We start from the raw sequence: 23504 nt of genomic DNA, 5'->3' as shown, positions 1-23504 counted from the left end.
AGTCTTACAAGGCCTGGCGGAAAAGGGCAGCGACGTCTTGGGCGCTCATGTCGCGTGGATTGGTCGTCATGCAGACGTCCAGCAAAGCATGCGCGCTCAGCAGTTCAATCTGTTCGGGAACGAGCCCGATGGCGGACAGGGATTCCGGACAATCCAGATCGCGAGACAGCTCCTTCACGGCTTTCAGGGCGAGCCGGGAGGATTCCCGCGCACTTAAACCAGCCGTGTTTTCCCCCAAGCATTCGGCGATGTGCCTGTATTTTTCAGGGGCGGCGATATAGTTGTATTCGAGAACGTGAGGGAGCAGGATCGCATTCACTTCCCCGTGCGGTGCATCCAGGTAGCCCCCCAGCTGATGGGACATGGCATGCACGGCCCCGAGAATGGCGTTGGAAAAAGCAATCCCTGCCTGGAGGCTGGCCATCGCCATGGCTCCCTTGGCTTCTGCGTTGTACTGACTGGCGGCAGACGGTCGCAAGTGCCTCGCAATCAGCCGCATCGCCTGCAGCGAGTGCACCTCCGTCAGGGGAGTGGCAGCGAGAGAAATGTAGGATTCGATGGCATGCGTGAGGACGTCCATGCCGGTATTGGCAGTGAGCTGCTTGTCTTTGGTCATCAAGGTCTGCGGATCGATGATGGCGATATCCGGAATGAGTGACTTGGAGATGATGGCCATCTTTACTTTGCGGGCGCTGTCAACAATGATGGAAAATTGCGAAACCTCGGAGCCGGAGCCAGCAGTGGTCGGGACCATGACCATCGGAGGGAGAGGATGCGCGATTTTGTCTACGCCTTCATAATCGACGATGCTTCCTTCATTGGTCCCGAGCAGAGCGATCGCTTTCGCCGCATCGATGGCACTGCCTCCGCCTACACCGAGGATCGCATTGCATTCATGGGCACGATATTCCGCTACGCCCGCATGGATTTCGTAGTCCTTTGGGTTGGCTGTGACATGGGTCCACAGATGGTAGTCGAGTCTTTGCTGCAAGAGGTATTGGATGATTTTCTCCACCCAGCCGGCACCTACGACTCCCGGATCGCTGACGAGAAAGACGCGAGTCGCTCCGAGTCTGCGCAGGCTTTCTCCGATCTGGGCAATGGACTGATTGCCAAAAATGATCTCCGGTGTCATGAATTTCGAAATTTGCATGCATGCGACCCCCTTCTTCCACTATCTAGTAATACCGCAGCCGGGGAGGAAATCCCTCTTCCGGCCAAAAGGTTGGCAGACGGGCCGTTTTTTCGGCTGATAGGGCCGAATGGACGGCCCGAATCGGACAGATTGCAGGCAAACGCGCTGCAATAAAGCGCTTTCAACTTGGCACGCTGCTTGCTATAGAAAAACAGCATCCATACAAAACCATGCGGCATGCGCCGAAAGTGGGACAAAAGGGAGGAAATAGAGATGAAGGCAGCGGTTGTAGGAGAATTCCAAAAGAAACTGGAGGTAAAGGAAGTACCGGTACCGGAAGTAGGCTATGGAGAAGTCTTGGTCAAAATCAAGACGTGCGGGGTATGTCATACTGACCTGCATGCCGCTCACGGGGATTGGCCGGTCAAGCCAAAGCTGCCGCTGATTCCCGGGCATGAAGGGGTAGGGGTCGTCGAAAAGCTGGGCGAAGGCGTGACATCATTGAAGCTGGGAGATCGGGTAGGGATTCCATGGCTGTTCTCCGCATGCGGCGAGTGCGATTACTGCCTGAGCGGCTGGGAAACCCTTTGCCAAAAGCAAGTGAACGGCGGCTATTCAGTAGATGGCGCTTATGCGGAATATTGCGTGGCACCGGCTGCTTACGTAGCTCGCATCCCGAATGAACTCAGTGACGTGGACGCTGCTCCGATCCTTTGCGCGGGCGTGACGACCTACAAAGCGCTGAAGGTAGCCAACGTAAAACCAGGAGAGTGGGTAGCCATCTACGGCATCGGCGGTTTGGGTCACGTAGCTCTCCAGTACGCGAAAGCAATGGGCTACAACGTGGTGGCCGTGGACATCCACAATGAAAAGCTGGAGCTGGCGAAAGAACTGGGGGCAGATGTCACCGTGAACGGCAGCGAAGTCGATCCGGTAGCCGCGATTCAGGAGCAGGTGGGCGGCGTACACGGGGCGATCAGTGTAGCGGTTACGAAAAAGGCATTTGAGCAAGCATACCAATCAGTGAGACGCGGAGGCTCTCTCGTCGTCGTGGGACTGCCCAATGCAGAGCTGCCGATTCCGATTTTCGATACCGTTTTAAACGGCGTGACGGTCAAAGGATCGATCGTCGGCACGAGAAAGGATATGCAGGAAGCTCTCGACTTCGCGGCTCGCGGCAAAGTGCGGGCGATCATCGAAACGCAGCCGCTCGACAAGATCAATGAAGTGTTCGAGCGGATGGAAAAAGGGCAAATCAACGGGCGCGTTGTTTTGACGATGGAATAGGAAAAGAAAACGAGGGACCTGCAAAGCAAAGCTGCTGCCGGCCGCATCTTTCCGAGGAAAGACGGACGGTAGCGGCTTTTTTGAGGAAGATCTTTACAAATGACCTCGAGCCTTGGGATGATAAGGAGAAAGCGGGTGCGTAAAGGAGTGGGGCTTACGTGACGAGCATGATCCATGGATTTTTCTTGCTGCTGGTGTTTCTCTCAGAGGTAGCTGCCATCATCGCCTATGGTTATTGGGGGTTCCATGTTCCATCCTCTGCCTTGGTGAAGTGGGTGCTCGGCGTCGGCATCCCGGCAGCAGTCATTGTGGTCTGGGGGCTGTTTCTTTCTCCGAATGCAAGCGTCGAGATTCCACAGGCGCTGTGCATCGGTATGAAGGTGATCATCTTTGGTTTGGCCGCAGCGGCGCTGTACTCGGCTGGGCGTCCCAAGCTGGCCTTGTGGTTTGGATTGTGCGTCCTCCTGTCACATGGGATGGATTACGTGTTGGGTGAAAAATAGCCGATTTTTGATTGGACCGCCCGGGCAGCGCACCCGGGCGGTTTTTCTGTCTGGGCATGGTCAACGCACACAATAGGCATTTGTGCCATAGGCTGTTGATAGCTTTTGAAGGCGAGACTTGTGCCCTTTGGGTGCAAAAAGCTTGGTGCAGTCAAGTTTTCTAGTCAAAGAGGTGATGAGGTGATACGCCTGAGAAATTTGCCTGACCTGATCGGGGCGCTCTTGTGCATAGGGTTAGGCTTCATCGTGAGCGGGGAGGCTTATCGGCTTCAGAGCTATTCGGGCTCCACGTATGTCGGTGACCATACGCTTCCTTTCATCCTGGCCATCGTGTTTATCGCATTGGGCGCGGCCTTGCTGTTCCAATCCTTTCGCTCAAGGAAAGCAGAGGGAGAAGCTGCGGCCGAAGACCCGGAGTCAGCGGCAGGGAACAGTGAAAGATCACGGTTGATCTTTTGCTTTGTCACCCTATTTCTCTATGTGTGGCTGCTGGATTGGTTGGGGTACGTGCTGGCTACGCTGCTGACTTCTCTCGTTTTGTTTCGCTTGATCGGTTTCTATCGATGGCTGACTTCTCTTTTCTTTTCCATTGTCCTCACTGGATGCTTGTATGCGGTGTTTATCGTTTGGCTGCAAATTACCTTTTCGAGTGGATCCTTGTTCGATTGAAAGGAGGGGGGAGCCATGGATACCATTCAGCTTTTGATGGATGGGTTCTCTTCGGCGCTAACGCTGGAAAATCTGCTCATGGCTGCGGTGGGTGCATTGGTGGGAACCTTCGTAGGTGTGCTGCCCGGCCTCGGTCCGACTTCGGCCATTGCGATTTTGCTGCCTCTGACTGGGGTACTGGAGCCGACTCAGGGCATCATTATGCTCGCGGGGATTTACTACGGGGCGATGTACGGAGGCTCGACCACCGCCATTTTGCTCAACATTCCCGGAGAGCTCTCGTCCGTTCCGACTTGCCTGGATGGCTACCCTCTAGCCAAGAAGGGGAAGGGTGGCCCCGCGCTGGGGATTTCCGCGCTCGCTTCATTTGGTGCAGGTGTGCTTGGTGTCATCGGTCTCGTGTTTTTTGCACCGATTTTGGCTGACCAGGCACTCAAGTTCGGTCCTCCCGAGTATTTTGCTCTCATGCTGCTCGCGCTTACTCTCATGGTCAGTTTGTCTGGAGGTTCTTTAATCAAGTCGTTTTTGATGGGGGCATTTGGTTATACGTTGGCATTGGTCGGCCTGGGACCCTCGTCAGGCATGCCCCGATTTGATTATGGCGTCTCCCAGCTGATGGGGGGATTTGACATGATCAGCATCATTATCGGTCTTTTTGCCGTGACCGAAGTATTGAAAGGAATAGAGGAGCGTCGGGCGGGTGCCGTCATCGCCAAGACCGGCAGCGTGTATCCGGGAAAAGAAGACTTGAAAAAGAGCGCCGCTCCCATGCTCAGAGGAGGGCTCGTCGGTTTTTTTCTCGGCTTGCTTCCTGGCTGTTCCGCTGCGATCACTGCCTTCCTCGCCTATGATCTGGAGAAAAAAGTATCCCGGCAGCCTGAGAAGTTCGGCAATGGTGCGATCGAAGGAGTCGCCGCGCCAGAGGCGGCCAATAATGCGACGAGCAGTGCAGGCTTCATCCCCTTGTTTTCCTTGGGAATCCCATCCTCACCTCCGCTCGCCATCCTGCTCGCCGGTTTGATGATCTATGGCTTGACGCCGGGGCCGGTTCTGTTTGAGCAGCACGCGCCGTTTGTGTGGACGGTCATCGCGTCGATGTTCGTCGGGAATGCGATGCTGCTGGTGCTGAACCTTCCGATGGTCTGGGTATGGGTCAAGCTGACGCGCGTTCCCTATGGCATCATGGCGCCGATTATCCTGATGTTTTGCACGATCGGGGCTTACAGCGTTCGCAACAGCATGTTTGATGTCCTGGTCGCGTTTCTCTTTGGCGGGCTTGGCTATCTGTTTCACAAATACAAATGGCCGGTCGTTCCACTCGTCCTGTGCTTTATCTTGGGACCCATGCTGGAGGAATCCTTTATCCATACCATGGCGATGGGGGCAGGAGACATCTCCATCGTGTGGAGTCGACCGATTTCACTGGTTCTTCTCATTGCGGCGGCAGCCCTATTGGTCATCTCCATCCTGCTGAACAGACGTACGAATCAGCGGGTGAAGGAAGAGCGGGAACGGGGAATGGATGTCGCGTAGTCACGTAAAACAGGAGGAGTCAAAGTTGAAAGGGTATAAGCAATGGGCAACACTCATGATGTCTTTTTTGATGGCAGTCTCAGTCAGTGCATGCGGAGCCAAAGACACGCCAGCGACCACTCAGGGCGCTCCGACATCCGCTCAGCCTGCGCCAAGTGAACCGGCTCCGGAATATCCGACCAAACAGATCGAGTATATCGTCCCCTATTCGGCCGGGGGTGGAGTGGATCTGGTCGCACGCGCTACCGCAGACTATTTGAGCAAGGAATGGGGACAGCCGATCGTCGTCGTCAACAAAGCAGGAGGCGGCGGTGCGGTAGGAGCGGAATATGCCCTGAAGCAGGCAAAACCAGATGGATATACCGCATTGGCTGTCAACGTCTCCAATACGACGATGCTCACCGCAGGCATGCTGAATTCCCCAGTGAAAAATGAGGATCAAATTTACACGTCACGCATTGGCAAAGGGACCTTGGCATTCGCCGTCAAGGCAGACGCTCCCTGGAAGGACTTCGCGGAATTTTCTCAATGGGTGAAGGCGCATCCGGAGCAATTGACCTGGACGTCTGTCGGACCTGCCGGATTTTCTGCATTTGGCGTAGCGGAATGGCTCGATGCGATCGGCGCGGATTTCTCCAAGACGAGAATGATCGTGACGAAAGGCGCTTCCGATTCTGTTCCTAAGGTCGCTGGGGGTCATGCGGTTCTGGCTGTTCATACGATCGGGGAAATCATGCCGATGCTGCAGGCAGGGAAGGTCAAGATTCTCGCGGTATCCGGCCAAGAGCGCAGTCCTTTTCTTCCAGACGTGCCGACAGCGGAAGAGCTCGGGATCAAAGGTCTGACGGTTTTCTGGTGGACGGGTGTGTCCTTCGCCAAAGGAACCCCGGACTACGTCATCGCCAAATGGCAGGAGTCGATCGCCAAAATGGAGCAGGACCCTGCGTTCGTCAAGAAGCTGACGGATATTCAAGTGGAAAATGACTATGCCAACAGCACCGAGTTCAATCAGGATGTCAACCGGGAAACCGCGTATTACACGGAATTGGCTACGAAAAAGAACATGAGAAAATGAGGGATGCAGCCACAGAGCTCCTGTTCGAAAGAATGGTAGTTTTGTGGCTGATTGTTTGAGGCCTTGGCTAGGCATCGGGACAACGATCCATGCGCGATTGCTAACCGGAGATGTGTGAATCATCGGACTTTTCTGGTATGATTCAAAATAGCAGGGAGCAGGAATTCCAAAAGGCTGGATGAAAGGAGAGGACGTTCATGCTGATACGAGTAGCCGTGATCACGCCCGAAGATTTTGCCCCACGTATTACGGCGCACGCAGAACATTTTGACCAGATCAAATTTCAGGCGTACCTCTATCGAAATCCGATGGAGTGTGGTGCATTGGTAGAGCAAATCCAAGGGTGCGACGTACTGCTATTTGCCGGTCCGCTGCCTTATTACTTTGCCAATCAAAGAAAATCGGGGAAACGCTTGCCATCTGTGTACATTCCATCTGACGAATACACCCTGACCCTCAATCTCGGGCACATTCTGCTGAATCGCAGCGAGGGTCTGCGCGCCCTGTCCGTGGATACTCCAAAGCGATCCTACTTGGAGCAAGCCGTCGCGGAATGGGAGCTGGACAGCTCGCAGTGGTGCGTGACTGATTACAGCCAGATCATCGACGGAGCGGGAACGGTGTTTGATCCGGAGCAAATCTTCCATTTTCATCGGGAAAACTATCAGAGTGGCAGGTGCAACCTGGTATTGACCAGTGTGGATTATGTCTATGAACAATTGAAATTGCTAGGAATTCCTTGTATCAATATGATCGTGCCGGAGAAGAGCATCCGGGAAACAGTCGCCAGAGCTGCCCATATCGGACAGCTGATGATCAGTGAAAATGCGCAGATTGCCGTAGGCCTGGCCGCCATCAATCAGCTCGATGGGGACGGCGAAGGGGCAAAGCCTGATGCAGGAATCATGCTGCAGCAATTGCTGCTTGAATTGGGCAAGGAGACGGATGCTTCCATCCAGCAGCTTGGATTGGATCAGTTCATCCTGTATGGGACGAGAGGCAGCATTGAACAAATGACCGATCATTTCACACGGATGCCTGTGATGGGAAGCATGGAGCATTTGTTTGGCGTGACCATCAGCATGGGATTTGGGTTTGGCATGACGGCCAAGGAAGCGGAAGCTCATGCACGCATCGGGCTGTTTCACGCACGGAAGCAAAAAGAGAGCAGTGCATTTCTGGTTACGCATGAGAAAGAAGTGATTGGGCCACTCGGCGCAGCCAACAAAGCCTACCATTTGAAAAGCGAAGATCGGGAGCTCTTGCATATAGCCGAATTGACCGGGCTTAGCATCGCTACGGTCAGCAAGCTGTCCAGCTTTATTAAGCTGCGCCGCGAGAACCGTTTTACGGCAACGGATCTTTCCGAATATTTACAGCTGAGCAGGAGAAGTGCCGAACGGATTTTGAAGAAAATGATCGAGCAGCATTTTGTCGAGTCGGTGGGAGAAGAGCAGCCGTACAAACAGGGAAGGCCGAGGGCTGTATATCGCAGCAATTTTTAGAAAATTTCTTGACGACCGTATGAATATTCCCTTATATTAATTTTTATAAATTTACGACATGATAGCGACATCTGTCGGTAATCTTTAACGAGGGAGGGTTCAGACATGGCTTCAAGAGTGCCTCACGTATTTGTCATCTTGTTTTCCGTCATTTTACTAGCGGCCATTGCTACTTACGTGGTTACCCCTGGTGAGTACGATCGCGCAGAGGACGCCAATGGCCGTATGATTGCCGTGGATGGCAGCTACCATCCGGTCGAAGCCGAACATGCAGGCTTCATGGACGTCTTCCAGTCCATTTATACAGGAATGACCGAAGCTGCGGACATCATCTTTTACATTTTTATCGTAGGTGGTTCTTTTGGAATCCTGCGTTCGACGAATGTGATCGAAGGCGCAGTCGGAAGCATTTCGCAGCGAATGGCGGGTCGCGAGAAGCTGATCATTCCCGTCTTGATGATCTTCTTTGCCCTCGGGGGAGCCATGCTCGGCTTGGCAGAGGAGACCATTCCGTACATCACGATTCTGGTGCCGCTCATGCTGAGGCTCGGCTTTGACTCGATGACAGGGGCAGCTGTCGTGCTGCTCGGAACATCAGCAGGATTTGCGTCGGCATTCATGAACCCGTTTACGGTCGGTGTCGCACAAGGGATTGCACAGATTCCGGTGTTCTCTGGATTGGGGCTGCGCCTCGTGATGTGGGTCGTATTTGTCGGTGTCAGCATCTGGTTTGTCATGCGCTATGCAGATAAAGTGAAAAAGGATCCGAAGAGCAGCATTACCTACGATTCGGATCTGACGATGATAGAAAAGCAACCGCAAGCGGAGCAGTTCACGGGCTTGACGGGAAGACAAAAGCTGGTCTTGGTCATCCTGCTGGCTACGCTTGTCGTTTTGGCCATCGGGGTATCCAAGCTAGGCTGGTACTTGACGGAGATTGCGGGATTGTTCCTCTTGATGGGTGTGCTGATGGGGATCGTTTCCAAGATCTCACTGAACAACATCGCGGAAGCATTCATCGAAGGCTGCCGTACGTTGGTGATGGGAGCATTGGTTGTTGGCGTGGCGAGAGGGATTCTGGTGATTCTGCAAGATGGCAAGATCATGGATACGATCCTGTACGGCCTGGCAAATGCGGTGGGATCACTTCCATCCGGTCTGACCGCGATCGGAATGTATATCGTCCAATGTCTGATTAGTTACATCATTCCGTCAGGCAGCGGGCAAGCGGCGGTGACCATGCCGATCATGGCCCCGCTGGGAGACCTGGTCGGTGTGACTCGCCAAACGGCTGTGCTGGCGTTTCAGTTGGGGGACGGAATCTCCAACATTTTCACACCGACATCGGGATATTTCATGGCGGGTTTGGCTTTGGCGGGCGTATCCTGGGTGAAATGGGCCAAGTGGATATTGCCGTTGATCATCGGTCACTATTTGCTCGGGGCCATCTTCGTGACCATTGCACACTTGATTGGCTATCAGTAAGGACCTTTACCTGAACAAGAAGGGTGGATCTGCTGTGAAAATCACTTCGATTACCGTATCGGGTATCAAACTCCCTCTCATCCGGCCATTTATCGTCGCGTATGATGCGTACTACGACATGCCGACTCTGATCATCAAGATGGAGACGGATGCAGGAATCACAGGCTACGGAGAGGCTACACCTGATCAGCATGTGACGGGAGAGACATGGGAGAGTACGTACAGCATGCTGGTCCATCACCTGGCTCCACTCGTGATGGGAGAGGACCCGTTTGCGATCGAGCGAATTCATGAACGGATGGGCGCCACTGTTTACGGATCTCCCTCAGCCAAAGCCGCCATTGATCTGGCCTGCTATGACATCATGGGAAAAGCGACGGGACAACCGGTCTACAATCTTTTGGGCGGGCGCTACCATGAAGTGATGCCTGTGCCATACGTCGTCAGCATATTGGAGCCAAGCGTCATGGCGGAAGAAGCTGTGCAGGCGCTTCGGGACGGATACGCGACGATCAAGATCAAGGTAGGCTCCAATCCAGCTCTGGACGTAGAGCGTATCCGCGCTGTGCGAAAGGCGATCGGGCATGACGTGCAGCTTCGCGTCGACGCCAATCAGGGGTGGAAGAACCGCGCACTCAGCATGTGGGTGCTGGAGCAGGTGAAGGATTGCAGGATTGACTGGATCGAGCAGCCAGTCTTGGCAGACGACATTACAGCCCTTGCGGAAATCCGAAGGCAGACGCCTATTCCCGTCATGATTGATGAAGGTGTGCACGGTGATCGTGAAATGCGGGAGACGATTATCAAGCAAGCCGCAGACAAACTGAACATCAAGCTGATGAAAGCAGGCGGAATTTATCCGGCGCTGAAGCTGGTAGCACAGGCAGAGATGGCCGGGATGGAGTGTCAGGTGGGCTCCATGGTCGAATCAGCGATAGCGACGGCTGCCGGAGCCCATTTGTCAGCGGCCAAAAAAGCGATCATCTCCAACGAGCTGGTAGGTCCGCTGATGATCTCCCGCGACGTAGCGCCGTTCCCGTACGAGAACAAAACCATCAAGCTGCCGGATCGCCCGGGCCTCGGACTTGCGGTGAACGAGCAGGCGATTGCTGATATGACGCAGATGTCGACTGTCATTTTGGCCGACTAAGAGCGGTAAGCATGAATAAAGAGCAGGGGGCATAGGCCCCTCGCTCTTTTTTTGGTTCCCTGCAGTGGGAGTCTACAGATTTTTTTTCAAATAGTAGTGGGTAAATCCGCCGGCATTTTCGATTTGTCCGTACACTTCAAAGCCAAGCCTCCGATAGAACTCCAGTGCTTGAAAGCTTAACGTATCGAGCTTGATGAAATCGCACTTGTTCTCGCGGGCGATTCTTTCCGCTTCTGCCATCAGCTTGGAGCCATAGCCTGCTTTGCGGAGCTCTTCGCTCACATACAGATAGTGGACCTCCATCCAGTTCCAGGCGATTTCGGTCAGGATGCCGCCGAACAATTGACCCTCGGCATCTTTTACAAACAGATTGACCTCCTGATATCTCCCTTTCAGCTCGGCGGGAAAATGGGCCGAGTTGAACTCATACATCTTTTGCCGGACATAGGCTTTGTCCGATGGGGTCGACTCATTGGAAATGGACAGCTCCATGTGTGATTGTCTCCTTTTTGATTGTATCGTACTCATAATATTCGTACCCTTTATAAAGCACCTACAGTATTCCCCAACCACAACTCGACTTCCTCCAGGAACAAGGCAACGGAGCGATTGGTTGTTTGCTCCTTCCAGGATGTGACGACATCCACCTCGTATTCCTCCCCTTCCAGCTCAATTAATCGGAGAGTAGGAGTGGCATACAAGTGCACATGCTTGGTTTGAACGGTAATGCCGATACCTGCATCGACCATGAGCATGACGGCATCGATCCGGGAAGCATGACTGACGATATCAGGGGAGAACCCCCTCTTCGCGCAGAGCGACAGGATGTGATCATAGCCTTGGGGAGATTGAGCACGGTCCAGCATGACAAAGGGCTCCTGGGCCAGCTGTTCGAGCCGCAGGGAGGGGCTGGCTGCCAGCGGGTGATCATGGGGCAAGATGACACAGTAGCGCTGCGTCCACAGTTTTTTTGATGCGATGCTGCCTAGCTTGCCCAATCCGTGAGAGAGGGTAAACGCGAGGTCAATTTCATCCTTTTCCAGCTTATGGTTCATTTCCCCGACGTTATAAAAGGCAAAGTGGATGCGGATAGAGGGATGCTTTTTACGGAACGCTCTTACGACCAATGGGAGGAAGGTGCGCACGGAGACACTCAGCAGACCGATCTTGATATTACCTACCTTGCCTTCCTCGGCCAGCTGGACCGTCTCTATCGACTCTTCCAATCGCTTCACAATTTCCCGGGCATCCTTGAGAAATATGGCTCCGGCATGCGTCAATTCCACCGAATGCTTGCTTCGGATAAACAGCTGGACACCGAGGCTTTTTTCCAAATGAGCGATCTGCTGGCTAACGGCGGGTTGAGCGACAAACAGGGCGCGGGCAGCTTCGGTAAAATTCAAGTGCTCTGCGACCGCGATAAAGTACCGGAGTTGGCGAACGTCCATAAAGGGCCTCCTGACATTCGATCTGCAGCGATAGGCTGTTTTTTCATCATAACATGCAAGTGAGGAAAAGAGAGATCGTAATAAGGAGAGCTTATTACCGATATCATATCCCGGTATTTCAATCCAGCTGACATCTGGGTGTACCATGATCCATAAGATCACATGCCAGGGAGGAATCGATGATGCAAAGCCAAAGCATACAACCACTTACTCACGACAAAGCGATGGAGCTCATCCGCGAGATGGTCCCGGCCATTCGGTCACGCGCCGCTCTGACGGAAGAGCTCCGCTGCCAGCCAAAGGAAACGATCCAAGCCTTTCGCAATGCCGGACTGATCCGGGCCCTCATGCCCAAGCGCTGGGGCGGTGCGGAGCTGGGGATCCAGACCATGTACGAGACGACTGTCGAGCTGGCAAAAGCCGATCCTTCAGCGGGCTGGTGCTACGGGCTCTTGGTGCTGCATTCCTGGATGCTGGCCTATTATTCCGAAGAAGCCCAGCGAGAGGTCTGGGGCGAGGAGCCGGATGCCTGCATCGCTTCTTCCTTTGGCGGATCGCCTGCCAATCAGGTCACGAGAGTAGACGGAGGCTATTTGGTAGAGGGAGAGTGGGGCTTTTCGTCTGGAATCGACCATAGCGACTGGGCGATGATTTTTGCCCATGCAGCTGCAGGAGCAGGAAATGGCATAGATTCGCAGAGACCCATGATGCTGCTCGTCCCGAAAAGGGATTTTACGATCGTCCCGACGTGGAATACCATCGCACAGAGAGGAACGGGGAGTAATCATCTGCGAGTGAGTCGGGCGTTCGTTCCGGAGCACCGGACAATCGATATGGTCGCATGGTGCCAAAAAGGGGAAGGGCCCGGAAGCCATTTGACTGGAAATGTCTTGTACCAGTATCCTTTGTACGCGGTGATTCCGGTCAGTCTCGCCTCCGCTCTGCTCGGCGCCAGTCTCGATGCATACGAGCTGTGGAGAGAAGGGATCAAGGGCAAAGCGACCGTGCGAAATGCGAGAGTTGCCGATTTTACCCATCAGCAGATCCGCGTGGCTGAAGTGTCTGCTACCCTCGAGGCAGCTCAGGCCCTTTTTGAAAAATCGTTGGCTAGACTCGCTGCCGATCAGCCGATCGATACGTATGAACGTTTGCGTTTGCGCCGCAATTACGGATTCACAGCGAGACTATGCAATCAAGCAGTCAAAACCATGATGGATTCCAGCGGTGCGGGCAGCATGTTCGAAGCCAATCCCCTGCAGCGCTACTGGAGGGACGTACAGGCTTCGTCCATGCACATTACCTTCAATATGGACCACCTGGGCGAAATGTTTGGCAAGCTGGAGCTGGGGCTGCCGTTGAATCAAAAGGATTCGCAGCTATCCTGATTGCAAGCGGAAAAAAGTGCAGAGTGGCTTTTTTATTTCACATCGAAGAATATTTATATTCATTTATTTTTCGCCATTTCCGATACATCCATTATAAGCCTTACAACTAAGACAGCATGGAGGGATGCAGTGTGAAGAAACTTTTGACGACCAGTCTCGTTTTGGCTATCTTGGCTAGCGTACCCGTAGGTGTGGTGCAAGCTGAGAAACCGGTGAAGGAAGCAGGGAAAGGCAAAGGCGGGGAAGGCAAGGGCGGAGAAGGCAAAGGCAAAGGCGATAAAAAAGGCCGCGATGGTAAAGAGGATAAACAAGATGATGACGATGATGATCAAGGCGGCGTTGACGGCGATTCCGATAACGCCAATGACTCAGGCGACGCTTCTGGCGACATCGATGATTCCGATGATGGCAATGCAGACGATCAACAATCGGGCTCGAGGGGTCATGGCAAAGGAGTGGACAAGCCAGGCAAGGGAAGCGGCAGAAACACAGATACAGCCACTCAAACGAATCCTGATGGGACTGCAACCGCAGATCCTGACACTCAGCAGGAGCTGACCAAAAAGGAAGCTGTAAAAGAGGCTGTCCGGACGAAAAAAGAGATGATCGAGCTGCGCCAGCAGTTGAAGCATGCGACGGAGATCACAGAGGAGCTCAAAGCGAAATACGAAGCGCTGACCGAGCAGCTGGAAAAGCAAACAGAGCTTTCGCAAGCATTGGAAGTTCAAAAGGAGCTGCTGGGTCGCTTTTACAAACCAGGGGATACCGAGTTGTATGAAAAACTGGGAGAACTCTACGAAAAAGCAGGGGACGAATCGCTGAAAACATATGTAAACGGGGCAGAGGTCGCGATGGATGTCGCACCGTTCATCGAAAAAGGGCGTGCCCTGGTTCCAGTCCGCGCCATCAGCGCTTCCTTGAAAGCTGACGTGAAATGGGACGGAGAAAATCGTACGGTGGAAGTCGTGCGGGGAGAAACCAAGATCACGCTTTATCTGGATTCCAACGAAGCTGACGTGAACGGCACCAAGGTGAAGCTGGAGACGGCCCCAGTGCTGAAGAACGGGCGTGTCTTTTTGCCGCTGCGATTTATCGGTGAACAGCTGAACGCAAAAGTAGGCTACCAGGAGGAGGGAGACCTCATCATCATCGAGGATGGTCAGCCGGACGGAACTACGGGCACAGAGGCAGGTCAGCCGGACGGAACTGCGGGCACAGAAGCAGGTCAGCAAGACGGAACTACTAGCACAGAAGCTGGTCAGCAGGATGGAACCGCGAGCGGCGATGCGGCTGGGGAACAGCAAGCCGCACTGCCAGCAAGCAACGAAACGGTAACTCCATAACTCCATAAATAAACCCATTCAAAAAAGAGAGCGTGAGGAGTTTCATGCTCTCTTTTCTCTTCGTTTTCCCTATTCCCCAAAGTAATCCGCCAATCCTTTTACGATCGCATCTGCCGAGCGCTGCTGATAATCAGCCGTCCTCGCGAGTCCTTCATCCTTGGCAGCCGTCAAAAAACCGAGCTCGAGGAGTACGGACGGCTGGTCATTTTCCCGCAGCACGTGGTAGTCTCCAAAGGAAACGCCGTTGCTTTTGGTCCCGTAGACTTTGCCGAGCCTGGCTTCGATGGCTTGAGCCAGCGGCTTGTCTTTGTTCTCTGAATAAAAGAAGGTCAAGGTACCGTTTACATTCTTCGGCGAGGAATTGTAGTGAATGCTGATAAAAGCGTCTGCATTCCGTGCCTCACTGATCTCGACCCGATCGTGCAAGGCAGGATTTTCATCGGCTCCGGTGCGGGTCATGACGACCACGGCTCCGCGCTGACGAAGCTTTTGAGCCAGTTTGTTGGCAGTTTGCAAGTTCACGGTCTTTTCCAATGTGCCGTACTTGCTGCCGATGGCACCGACGTCACCCCCGCCGTGTCCGGCATCCACGACGATGAGCTTTCCTTTCAAGCAGGGCTTTCCAGATGGTTTGGAGCCGATGGCTTTGGAAGCGGAAATAACCGATCCCGCCTTTTGCTTCCCGATATAAGTGCCAGACACCCACCCGATCTCACCGGATGAAGTGCGAATCCGAAGCCAGTCATTTTGCTGACCGATGATTTCCACAGCTGTATTCATAGGCAGTACGCGCACGATTCCTTGGTCCAATCCCGGTCCTTTTCGCATGCGCAAGGCATCGGCTTGTACGGTTCCGATCGAAGTGCTGCTGCTCGATCCCTGGTTACCGGAAGAGGAGACATTGGCTTTTGGGGCTGCATTCGTTTGCTTCAAATAATGGCCGGCGACCCAGCCGGAGACCTTGCCCGAGCTTACTTTAGACCATCCATATGCGTCACCGGAGACAGAAACGATCGTGCCGTAGGAAAGTGATCCAACGATGGTTGACTTCTGGGCAGGCTCGCTGCGGACATTCAACGATGTGGCCAGTACGACGGCATTGTCCGTTGAAACGGCTTGAGCATGCTCCCAGCGGGGGATAGAGGTGGATAGCAGCATGGCGATGATGATGGCTGCCTTGCGAGTACTCTTCTTCATGGCTTCTCCTCATAAGTCAGTGGTTTCGTTTTGCAGACCATTATAGGGAACCTTGTACGAATGTTGTAGGGTATATTTTCCTGTCTTTCAGGTGGGCCTAATAGGGGAAGAATCTGGAATATTTTTCGTTGACATGATTTCGAGCACCCGCTAGTATAGTTGTTAACAGAATAGATGGAATTGAATGAAAATTACTCTGGCGCACGCCTTTTGGAAGTGCGCATTTAAAAACAAGCAATATCAGAACGTAGTTTTATATTATAAAACAAATGGAGGTGACCAGTGTGCAGACTCCTTTTTTAAGCGGAAAATGTGACAACGCTTTCAGAGAGTGAGCTTGTCGTCGTTTTTTTAAGTCATTTTTATAAAACTGTGTTTGATAATGTAAAACAAAACCCGCAAAAGGAGGTTGTCCCATGAGTGCGCCTTCGGTACCGCAAAAAGAAAGTCTCCCATTGGAAACGAAGAAGAACTTCCGCTGGACTGTAGTCATTTGGCTTTTGATCGGGGGGATCATCAACTATCTGGATCGTGCCAATCTATCCATCGCCGCTCCGGAAATGATGAAAGAACTAGGTCTCACAAAGACGGACATCGGTCTTTTGGGCACCGTATTTTCCTGGTCCTATGCGCTCATGCAGCTGCCTTCAGGATGGTTGATTGACCGCTTTGGTGCGAAGAAAGTATACTCTGTAGCCGTCATCTGGTGGAGTCTCGCCACGTTCCTGACGGGGGCAGTCAGCAAGATGTCCTCCTTCATTGCCGCCAGGCTGCTGCTGGGCGTCGGAGAAGCTCCTTGTTTTCCGACTGCTGCCAAGATCACGGCAAGCTGGTTTCCGAAAAAGGAGCGGGGCCTGGCGACGGGCTTCTGGGATTCTTCCTCCAAATGGGGACCTGCGATTGCGCCTCCCATTCTGGTATTGATCCTGGTGAGCTTTGGGTGGAGATCGTTGTTCTACATCACCGGAATTGTCGGCATAGTATTCGCAATCTTATTCATCATTTTCTATCGCAATCCCGACAAAAGCAGCAAGCTTTCAGCGGAGGAGAGGGCGTACATTCAGGCGGATGGCTCCGGATCCGAGCAAGGCTTGCAGCAAACGAGCATCAAGTGGCGAACGCTGTTCACGTACCGGAGCGTGTGGGGCATGATTCTCGGATTTTTCTGCACGATCTGGATTTGGAACATCTTCCTCATTTTCCTCCCGCTGTATCTGGTGGAAGTCCATCACATCACGCTGGCTCAGCTGGGCATCTATGCGAGCATCCCATGGATTGGCGGCATCTTCGGCAACATCTTTGGAGGCTACATCACCAAAATAATGGTCGATAAAGGCAGGAGCACCCCGATTCATGCCAAGCGGCTATTGATCAGCATTTGCGCGATCGGCGCAGCGATCGTCGTCATCCTCATTCCATTTGTTCAAGGTATTGTGATAACGCTTACACTGCTCACTCTCGCACTGGCCTTTATTTCGGCGATCACGGGAAGCGCGTGGGCATTGGCCGGCGATATTGCTCCTCCCGCTCTGGTCGCATCCGTAGGTTCCATTCAGAACTTCGGGGGTTATTTCGGCGGAGCCTTCTCTCCGGTAGTGGCCGGAATCATCGTCGATACGACTGGCTCCTACCTGCTTGCGTTCGTCTCCGGAGGCATCATTGCCGGCTGCGCGGCTCTCTGCTACTGGTTCATCGTCAAGAACCCGATTGAGGAGGCAAAAGCATGAAACCATACGTCTACATCGCCACATCAATCCCTTCAGAAGTGGAGGCGTATATCGCAGAGCATTGTGAGTATCGGAAGTGGGAGGGAGAAGAACCGATCCCCCGGTCACGGTTGCTGGAGGAGGTCGCCCGCGCAGAAGGCTTGCTGACAGTAGGGGGACAAATCAATGAAGAGCTGCTCGACCATGCCCCGCATTTGAAGGTGGTCAGCAATATTTCGGTCGGATACAACAACATGGAATGCTCGGCACTCATGTCCCGGGGAGTGATGGGAACAAATACGCCGTACGTACTCGATGAGACGGTCGCGGACCTCGCCTTTGCCCTGATCCTGGCAGCTGCGCGAAGAGTGCCTGAGCTGGATCGGCACGTCAAGGAGGGGAAATGGGAGAAGGGCAGCGACAAGTCTTTTTTCGGAGTCGATGTGCATCACAAGACGCTCGGAATCATCGGGATGGGCAGAATCGGCGAAGCGATCGCCAGGAGGGGAAAGTACGGCTTTGGCATGGAGGTACTCTATTACAACCGCAGGCCCAAACCGGAAACGGAGCAGCGGCTGGGCGTAACCTACAGCCCGCTGGAAGGCCTGTTGCGACAATCCGACTTTGTCGTTTTGATGATCCCGCTCAGCGAAGAGACCACCCACTTCATGGGGAGAGAGCAGTTTGCGCTCATGAAGGAATCCGCGATCTTCATCAATACATCCCGCGGAAAAACCGTTGATGAAGAAGCATTGATCGCGGCCTTGCAGGAGGGACGCATTTGGGGGGCGGGGCTCGATGTGTTTGCCGAGGAGCCGGTTTCTCCTGACAATCCTTTGCTCTATATGCCGCAAGTAGTGACTCTGCCGCACATCGGATCCGCGACAAATCAGACGCGCTTCGATATGGCGATGAGAGCCGCGCAAAATCTGGTGGCGGCTGTGAAAGGAGAGCAGCCTCCTGATCTGATCCCTGAGCTTCAAGGGTAAGCCCGCTGGAAGAAGAGCGAAAACCTGTATATCGATTGGAGGCATGCAAGGTGAAAAAAAAGAGTCTAGCAATCCTCTCAGGCCTGCTCCTCACGGCCACTGTGGTTCTTTCAGGGTGCGGGGGAGGCAGCAGCACAGGCAGCACGGCATCCGGCGCGGGCAGCGGGGCTGCGGCGGGCAAGCCCCATGTCCTGAAGGTAGCCAACTACTTCGCGACGGACCATCCGCAGAACGTAGCGCTCAGGGAGAAGTTTAAAAAGATCGTGGAAGAAAAATCCGACGGCTCCCTGCAGGTGCAAATCTATGACAACAGCAAGCTGGGAGCAGAAAAGGAATTTTACGACGGGGTGCGCAACGGAACGATCGAAATGGGGATCCCGGGACTGATCATGCAGGCGGATGTGCCCAAGATGGCAGTAGGAGAATGGCCGTTTTTATTCAAAGATTTCGAGCACGCCAAGAAAGTCTTGCAAGGCCCTATCGGCAAAGAGATGACGGACGAGATGGAAGCGAAGCACGACGTGCATGCTCTGGCCTGGAGCGCCAACGGCTTCCGGATGTTTTCCAGCAACAGGACCATCGCCAGCCTCGAAGACTTCAAAGGCTTGCGCGTCCGGATGCCCAATATCCCCAACTACATCAAGCTGGGCCAATTGCTGGGAGCCAACATCACTCCGATGCCGATCTCGGAAGTCTTCACGGCCCTCGAGCAAAAAGTCGTCGATGGGCAAGACAACCCGATCGCGACACTAAAGGCTTCGGCCTGGTATGAGGTTCAATCCGATGTATTGGAATCCAAGCACATGTTCAGCCCCAACCTGTACATCATCAACGGCAAGCTTTGGAGCCAGCTTACGCCTGAGCAGCAAAAAATCCTCGAGGAAGCGGCGAAGGCTTCAGCCGATTACGAATGGGAGCTGCTCGAAAAGAGCTACGAGGACGACAAGAAGTTTCTCATGGAACACGGCATCAAGTTTACGGCACCGGATGAGTCGTTCCAGCAAGCGATGGAGACGGCGGCACAACCGCTGTATGAAGAAATCTACCAAACCTATCCTTGGGCAAAGGAAATGGTAGAAAAGATCAAAGCAGAGGGCAAATAAAGCAAATGGTGGTGAAAGACCGTGGGGAAACTCTCAAAAGCGTTGAACTCGTCACTGGATGCGGTGATGGCGATATCCTTGGCGTTCATGGCTGTTCTCGTATTTGGCAACGTCGTGTTGCGGTATTTGTTTAATTCAGGAATTACCTGGTCGGAGGAAATGTCGCGTTTTCTGTTCATCTGGCTGATCTTTTTGGGGGCGATCGGCGCATTGAAGGATAACGAGCATCTCGGTGTAGACATGCTGGTCAAAAAGCTATCGCCGATCATGAAGAAAGTCGTATTCGCCGTGACCAACGGACTGGTTCTGTACGTGCTTTGGCTGGTTTTGGATGGCAGCTGGAAAATGACGCTGATCAATATGGACAGCAAGGCGCCGGCCACTGGTTTGCCGCTCGGCTATGTGTACGGCATCGGAATCGTCATGAGCATTTGTATGGCGCTTGTGATTCTGACCAAGCTGTATCGTGTTTTGTTTGGCAGAGAATCCATCGACGACTTTATTCGAATGAAGGAATCCGAAGAAGAATTGCTGGTGCCGGCCGAAGGGCAGCAAATCGCGCAGGGCGGTGGTAGGTAAATGACGCTCGGTATCTTTGTCGGCTCGCTTCTGGGTGTCATGGCGCTTGGCATGCCCATCGCGTTTGCCCTGCTCTTCAGCGGCGTAGCCCTGATGGTGTACATGGACATTTTTGACAGCCAGATTATCGCACAAAACCTGATCAGCGGGGCGGACAACTTCCCGTTGATGGCGATCCCTTTTTTCATCCTGGCAGGGGAATTGATGAATGCTGGGGGGATCTCCAAGCGCATTATCACGTTTGCCATGGCGCTCGTGGGGCACATCCGTGGAGGACTCGGGTATGTAGCCATTCTCGGCAGTATTCTGTTCGCCGGCCTCTCCGGTTCAGCCGTGGCGGATACGGCGGCGCTCGGCGCGATTTTGATCCCGATGATGGTGCGAGCGGGCTACGACCGCAACCGCTCAACCGGCTTGATTGCGGCAGGTGGAATCATCGCTCCCATCATCCCTCCCAGCATCCCGATGATCATCTTCGGTGTGACCAGCGGGGTGTCCATTACCAAGCTGTTCATGGCTGGCATCGTTCCCGGTCTCATGATCGGCGTCGGTCTGATGGTGACTTGGGCGATCATCACGCGAAAAGGTGACTATGAAGCGTATCCGCGCAAGTCGCTCAAGGAGATTTGGGCGGCGTCGAAGGGCGCGGTCTGGGCGCTGCTTTTGCCGATCATCATCATCGCCGGTCTTCGCGGAGGGGTGTTCACGCCGACGGAAGCGGCGGTGGTAGCTGCCTTTTATGCCTTGCTCGTCGGAATCGCCGTCTATCGGGAGTTGAAAATCTCTCAGCTTTATCACATCCTCGTCGCCTCAGCCAAGACGACGAGCGTCGTGATGTTTCTCGCAGCGGCTGCGATGGTGTCCGCCTGGCTGATTACGGTGGCAAACATTCCTGATCAGCTGACGAGTCTGTTGGGACCGCTGGTGGAAAATCCACTGCTCCTGCTGATTGTGATCAATGCGATCATCCTTTTGGTGGGCACCGCGATGGACTTGACGCCGACCATCCTGATCATGACGCCGGTCCTGATGCCGATCATCGACAAGGCCGGCATCGATCCGATCTACTTTGGCGTTTTGTTTATCCTGAACAATTGCATTGGCTTGCTGACACCGCCAGTCGGGACTGTGCTCAATGTGGCGTGCGGCGTCGGAAAAATCGGAATGGAAGACATCATGAAGGGGATATGGCCGTTCCTCTTGGTCGAAGTGATTGTTCTCATTCTGCTGATCTTGTTCCCGGGAATCGTGACGGTTCCGCTCGGATGGCTGACGTAAGGAGGAAAAAACATGGACAGGAAATGGAAAGTGGTCGTGACCGATTGGGAGTACACGGATTTGCGGTATGAGGAGCAGGTGCTGGAAAACGAGCGGATCACTCTGGTACCTGCCCAGTGCCGCACGGAGGAAGAAGTGATCGCTGCCTGCTGGGACGCTGACGCGGTGATCAACCAGTACGCGCCGCTCAGTCGAAGGGTCATCGAGGGCCTGGAAAGATGCCAGGTGATTACCCGCTACGGGGTGGGGGTCAATACGGTCGATCTGCAGGCAGCTACGGAAAAGGGCATCTGTGTGGCGAATGTGCCGGATTACTGCATGGATGAAGTGGCGGACCACGCCCTTGCCCTCCTGCTGGCATGGACGCGCAAAATCGTCGTTGCCCATCAAGCGGTCCAAAACGGAAATTGGGATTTCAAGGTGACGCAGCCGATCACGAGGCTGCGAGGCAGGACGCTCGGGCTGGTCGGCTTCGGGAAGATCCCGCAGGCGCTGGCGCAAAAAGTAAAACCGCTCGGGCTGAATGTGATCGCTCATGATCCGTATGTTCCCCAATCGGTAGCTGCGGAGCTGGGAGTACAGCTGGCCACACTCGAAGAGCTCTGCGAGCGGGCTGATATCGTTTCGGTCCATGCTCCGCTGACCGACTCGACGAAAGGCATGATGGGGGCAAGGCAATTTGCAGCTATGAAAAAAGAAGCCATCATCATCAATACGTCACGCGGACCCGTCATTGACGAACAGGCGCTGATTTACGCCCTGCAGTCCGGAAAGATTGCCGGAGCGGCATTGGATGTGGTGGAGCAAGAGCCGATTACGCCGGAAAGTCCGCTAGTCGGGATGGACAACGTCATTCTTACGCCGCATGTGGCATGGTACTCCGAGGAAGCAGCGGCGGAGATGAGAGCGAAGGCTGCGATGGGGGTCGCCGATGTGCTGCTGCATGGGGAATTTCCCAAGTATTTGGTCAACAAGGAAGTAATGGAACGCGTTCGTCTGAGGGAGAGCATTTCCGCAGAACGCTACGCGGCACTTGTGTAATCCATAGGCTCAAAGAAAGAAGGGGGAGCGGTTATGAAAAAGTGGATGCAAAATTGGGTGATTGGGTGTACCATTCCAGCCCTGCTGGTCTTGGCAGGCTGCGGAGCAGGCGGCGGGAATGCAGCGAATACGTCGGCACCAGCTGCTGCGACAGGTATCCAGGAGAGAACGATCAAAGCGGGAATCGGCCTGAATGAAGATCACCCCGAAGGACAGGGGCTGAAGAAATTTGCAGAGATCGTCAGCGAGAAGAGCGGAGGGAAAATGAAAGTCACTCCGTATTACGCCGCACAGCTCGGAGACGACAAGAAAATGACGGAAGCCCTGCAAGCCGGACTGCAGGAAATCACGATTCCGTCCACGTCCCCGCTGGTGGGTGATATCAAGGAATACGCCATCTTCGACTTTCCGTTTGTATTTAATGAAGAAAAAGAGGCGCATGCCGTACTCGACGGGCCGCTGGGTCAAAAGCTGCTGGAAAAGCTGCCTGCCCATAATCTGATCGGCCTCGGCTATTGGGAAAATGGATTCCGCAATTTGACCAACGACAAGCATCCAGTGACAAAAGCGGAAGACTTCAAAGGCCTGAAGATTCGTACGATGCAAAACCAGGTTCACCTGGAAGCGTTCCAGGCACTGGGAGCCAACCCTTCCCCGATGGCATTCTCCGAAGTATTCAGTGCATTGGAAAGCCACACGGTCGACGGCCAGGAGAACCCGCTCGCTACGATCAAATCGAACAAGTACAACGAGGTGCAGAAATACCTCAGTGTCACCAAGCACGTCTATACCCCTTTTGTGTTCCTCGTCAGCAAAAAGTTCTGGGATAAGCTTTCTGCCGAGGAGCAGCAGATTTTGCGGGATGCGGCTGTAGAGGCAGGAAAGTACCAGCGTGATTTGAACCTGACGGAAAACAAGAAAGCGCAGGATGAACTGAAGGCCGCAGGCATGGAGGTCAATGAAGTGTCGGCGGAGGAAAAGGCACGCATGCAAGAAGCGATCAAGCCGGTCATCGACAAGTTTGCAAAGGAAATCGGGGAGGATCTGGTCAAGGAGATGTACGACGAGGTAGCCAAGGTGCGCAAGTAAAGGG

21 protein-coding genes are annotated in these 23504 nt (G+C 53.8%); 17 read left to right on the top strand and 4 right to left on the bottom strand.

The window, feature by feature from the left end:
• Window positions 1-4: 4 nt before the first annotated feature.
• Complete coding sequence (locus JNE38_RS25015; protein WP_203353795.1) at window positions 5-1153, bottom strand: iron-containing alcohol dehydrogenase; 1149 nt, start codon at window positions 1151-1153, stop codon at window positions 5-7.
• 255 nt (window positions 1154-1408) lie between these two features.
• On the opposite strand from JNE38_RS25015, the gene adhP reads away from it, so the two are divergent.
• The 8 genes from adhP (at window position 1409) to JNE38_RS24975 (ending at window position 10342) form a co-directional block, all read left to right on the top strand.
• Entirely contained in the window at window positions 1409-2422 is a 1014-nt protein-coding gene (gene adhP / locus JNE38_RS25010; protein ID WP_203353794.1) for an alcohol dehydrogenase AdhP, read from the top strand.
• A gap of 167 nt (window positions 2423-2589) precedes the next feature.
• Window positions 2590-2925 (top strand): YrdB family protein, encoded by a 336-nt coding sequence (locus JNE38_RS25005; RefSeq protein ID WP_238933752.1) that lies wholly within the window; start codon window positions 2590-2592, stop codon window positions 2923-2925.
• Window positions 2926-3105: 180 nt separating this feature from the next.
• A complete protein-coding gene (locus JNE38_RS25000) occupies window positions 3106-3594 on the top strand; it encodes a tripartite tricarboxylate transporter TctB family protein (RefSeq protein WP_203353792.1) in 489 nt (162 codons plus the stop codon).
• 15 nt (window positions 3595-3609) lie between these two features.
• The gene (locus JNE38_RS24995) at window positions 3610-5127 is read left to right on the top strand and encodes a tripartite tricarboxylate transporter permease (RefSeq protein ID WP_203353791.1); all 1518 of its coding nucleotides are present in this window, start codon (window positions 3610-3612) and stop codon (window positions 5125-5127) included.
• A gap of 55 nt (window positions 5128-5182) precedes the next feature.
• Entirely contained in the window at window positions 5183-6202 is a 1020-nt protein-coding gene (locus tag JNE38_RS24990) for a tripartite tricarboxylate transporter substrate binding protein (protein ID WP_428993739.1), read from the top strand.
• 197 nt (window positions 6203-6399) lie between these two features.
• Window positions 6400-7707 (top strand): transcriptional regulator, encoded by a 1308-nt coding sequence (locus JNE38_RS24985; RefSeq protein WP_203353789.1) that lies wholly within the window; start codon window positions 6400-6402, stop codon window positions 7705-7707.
• Between the two features lie 105 nt (window positions 7708-7812).
• Window positions 7813-9192 (top strand): YfcC family protein, encoded by a 1380-nt coding sequence (locus JNE38_RS24980; RefSeq protein WP_203353788.1) that lies wholly within the window; start codon window positions 7813-7815, stop codon window positions 9190-9192.
• 34 nt (window positions 9193-9226) lie between these two features.
• Window positions 9227-10342 (top strand): mandelate racemase/muconate lactonizing enzyme family protein, encoded by a 1116-nt coding sequence (locus JNE38_RS24975; protein WP_203353787.1) that lies wholly within the window; start codon window positions 9227-9229, stop codon window positions 10340-10342.
• Window positions 10343-10414: 72 nt separating this feature from the next.
• On the opposite strand, the gene JNE38_RS24970 is transcribed toward JNE38_RS24975, so the two are convergent.
• Window positions 10415-10834, bottom strand: coding sequence for a GNAT family N-acetyltransferase (locus JNE38_RS24970; protein WP_203353786.1), 420 nt, complete (start codon window positions 10832-10834; stop codon window positions 10415-10417).
• Between the two features lie 50 nt (window positions 10835-10884).
• Window positions 10885-11790: a LysR family transcriptional regulator gene (locus JNE38_RS24965; RefSeq protein WP_203353785.1), complete on the bottom strand. Its 906-nt coding sequence runs from the start codon at window positions 11788-11790 to the stop codon at window positions 10885-10887.
• Window positions 11791-11969: 179 nt separating this feature from the next.
• Here JNE38_RS24965 and JNE38_RS24960 point away from each other — a divergent pair, with 179 nt between their 5' ends.
• Window positions 11970-13175: an acyl-CoA dehydrogenase family protein gene (locus JNE38_RS24960; RefSeq protein ID WP_203353784.1), complete on the top strand. Its 1206-nt coding sequence runs from the start codon at window positions 11970-11972 to the stop codon at window positions 13173-13175.
• Between the two features lie 131 nt (window positions 13176-13306).
• The gene (locus JNE38_RS30830; RefSeq protein WP_238933457.1) at window positions 13307-14518 is read left to right on the top strand and encodes a copper amine oxidase N-terminal domain-containing protein; all 1212 of its coding nucleotides are present in this window, start codon (window positions 13307-13309) and stop codon (window positions 14516-14518) included.
• A 69-nt stretch (window positions 14519-14587) separates the two neighbouring features.
• Here the strand turns inward: JNE38_RS30830 and JNE38_RS24950 are convergent, their stop codons facing one another.
• Window positions 14588-15715, bottom strand: coding sequence for an N-acetylmuramoyl-L-alanine amidase family protein (locus tag JNE38_RS24950; RefSeq protein WP_203353783.1), 1128 nt, complete (start codon window positions 15713-15715; stop codon window positions 14588-14590).
• Window positions 15716-16131: 416 nt separating this feature from the next.
• Here JNE38_RS24950 and JNE38_RS24945 point away from each other — a divergent pair, with 416 nt between their 5' ends.
• From JNE38_RS24945 to JNE38_RS24915, 7 genes are read left to right on the top strand one after another with little or no spacing between them, the layout of a single operon-like run.
• On the top strand, window positions 16132-17442 hold the full coding sequence (locus tag JNE38_RS24945; protein ID WP_203353782.1) for an MFS transporter: 1311 nt from the start codon (window positions 16132-16134) through the stop codon (window positions 17440-17442).
• Window positions 17439-18410, top strand: coding sequence for a 2-hydroxyacid dehydrogenase (locus JNE38_RS24940; protein WP_203353781.1), 972 nt, complete (start codon window positions 17439-17441; stop codon window positions 18408-18410). Before JNE38_RS24945 ends, JNE38_RS24940 begins: the two co-directional genes overlap by 4 nt.
• A gap of 50 nt (window positions 18411-18460) precedes the next feature.
• Window positions 18461-19513: a TRAP transporter substrate-binding protein gene (locus JNE38_RS24935; RefSeq protein ID WP_238933456.1), complete on the top strand. Its 1053-nt coding sequence runs from the start codon at window positions 18461-18463 to the stop codon at window positions 19511-19513.
• A gap of 21 nt (window positions 19514-19534) precedes the next feature.
• On the top strand, window positions 19535-20092 hold the full coding sequence (locus tag JNE38_RS24930; RefSeq protein WP_428993676.1) for a TRAP transporter small permease: 558 nt from the start codon (window positions 19535-19537) through the stop codon (window positions 20090-20092).
• Window positions 20093-21370 (top strand): TRAP transporter large permease, encoded by a 1278-nt coding sequence (locus JNE38_RS24925; RefSeq protein ID WP_203353780.1) that lies wholly within the window; start codon window positions 20093-20095, stop codon window positions 21368-21370.
• A 12-nt stretch (window positions 21371-21382) separates the two neighbouring features.
• Entirely contained in the window at window positions 21383-22411 is a 1029-nt protein-coding gene (locus JNE38_RS24920) for a C-terminal binding protein (protein ID WP_203353779.1), read from the top strand.
• 33 nt (window positions 22412-22444) lie between these two features.
• On the top strand, window positions 22445-23500 hold the full coding sequence (locus tag JNE38_RS24915) for a TRAP transporter substrate-binding protein (RefSeq protein ID WP_203353778.1): 1056 nt from the start codon (window positions 22445-22447) through the stop codon (window positions 23498-23500).
• Window positions 23501-23504: the final 4 nt, after the last annotated feature.

The sequence above is a fragment of the Brevibacillus choshinensis genome, from assembly GCF_016811915.1.
Classification (GTDB): Bacteria; Bacillota; Bacilli; order Brevibacillales; family Brevibacillaceae; genus Brevibacillus; species Brevibacillus choshinensis_A.
This window is presented reverse-complemented; position numbering and strand designations above follow the sequence as displayed.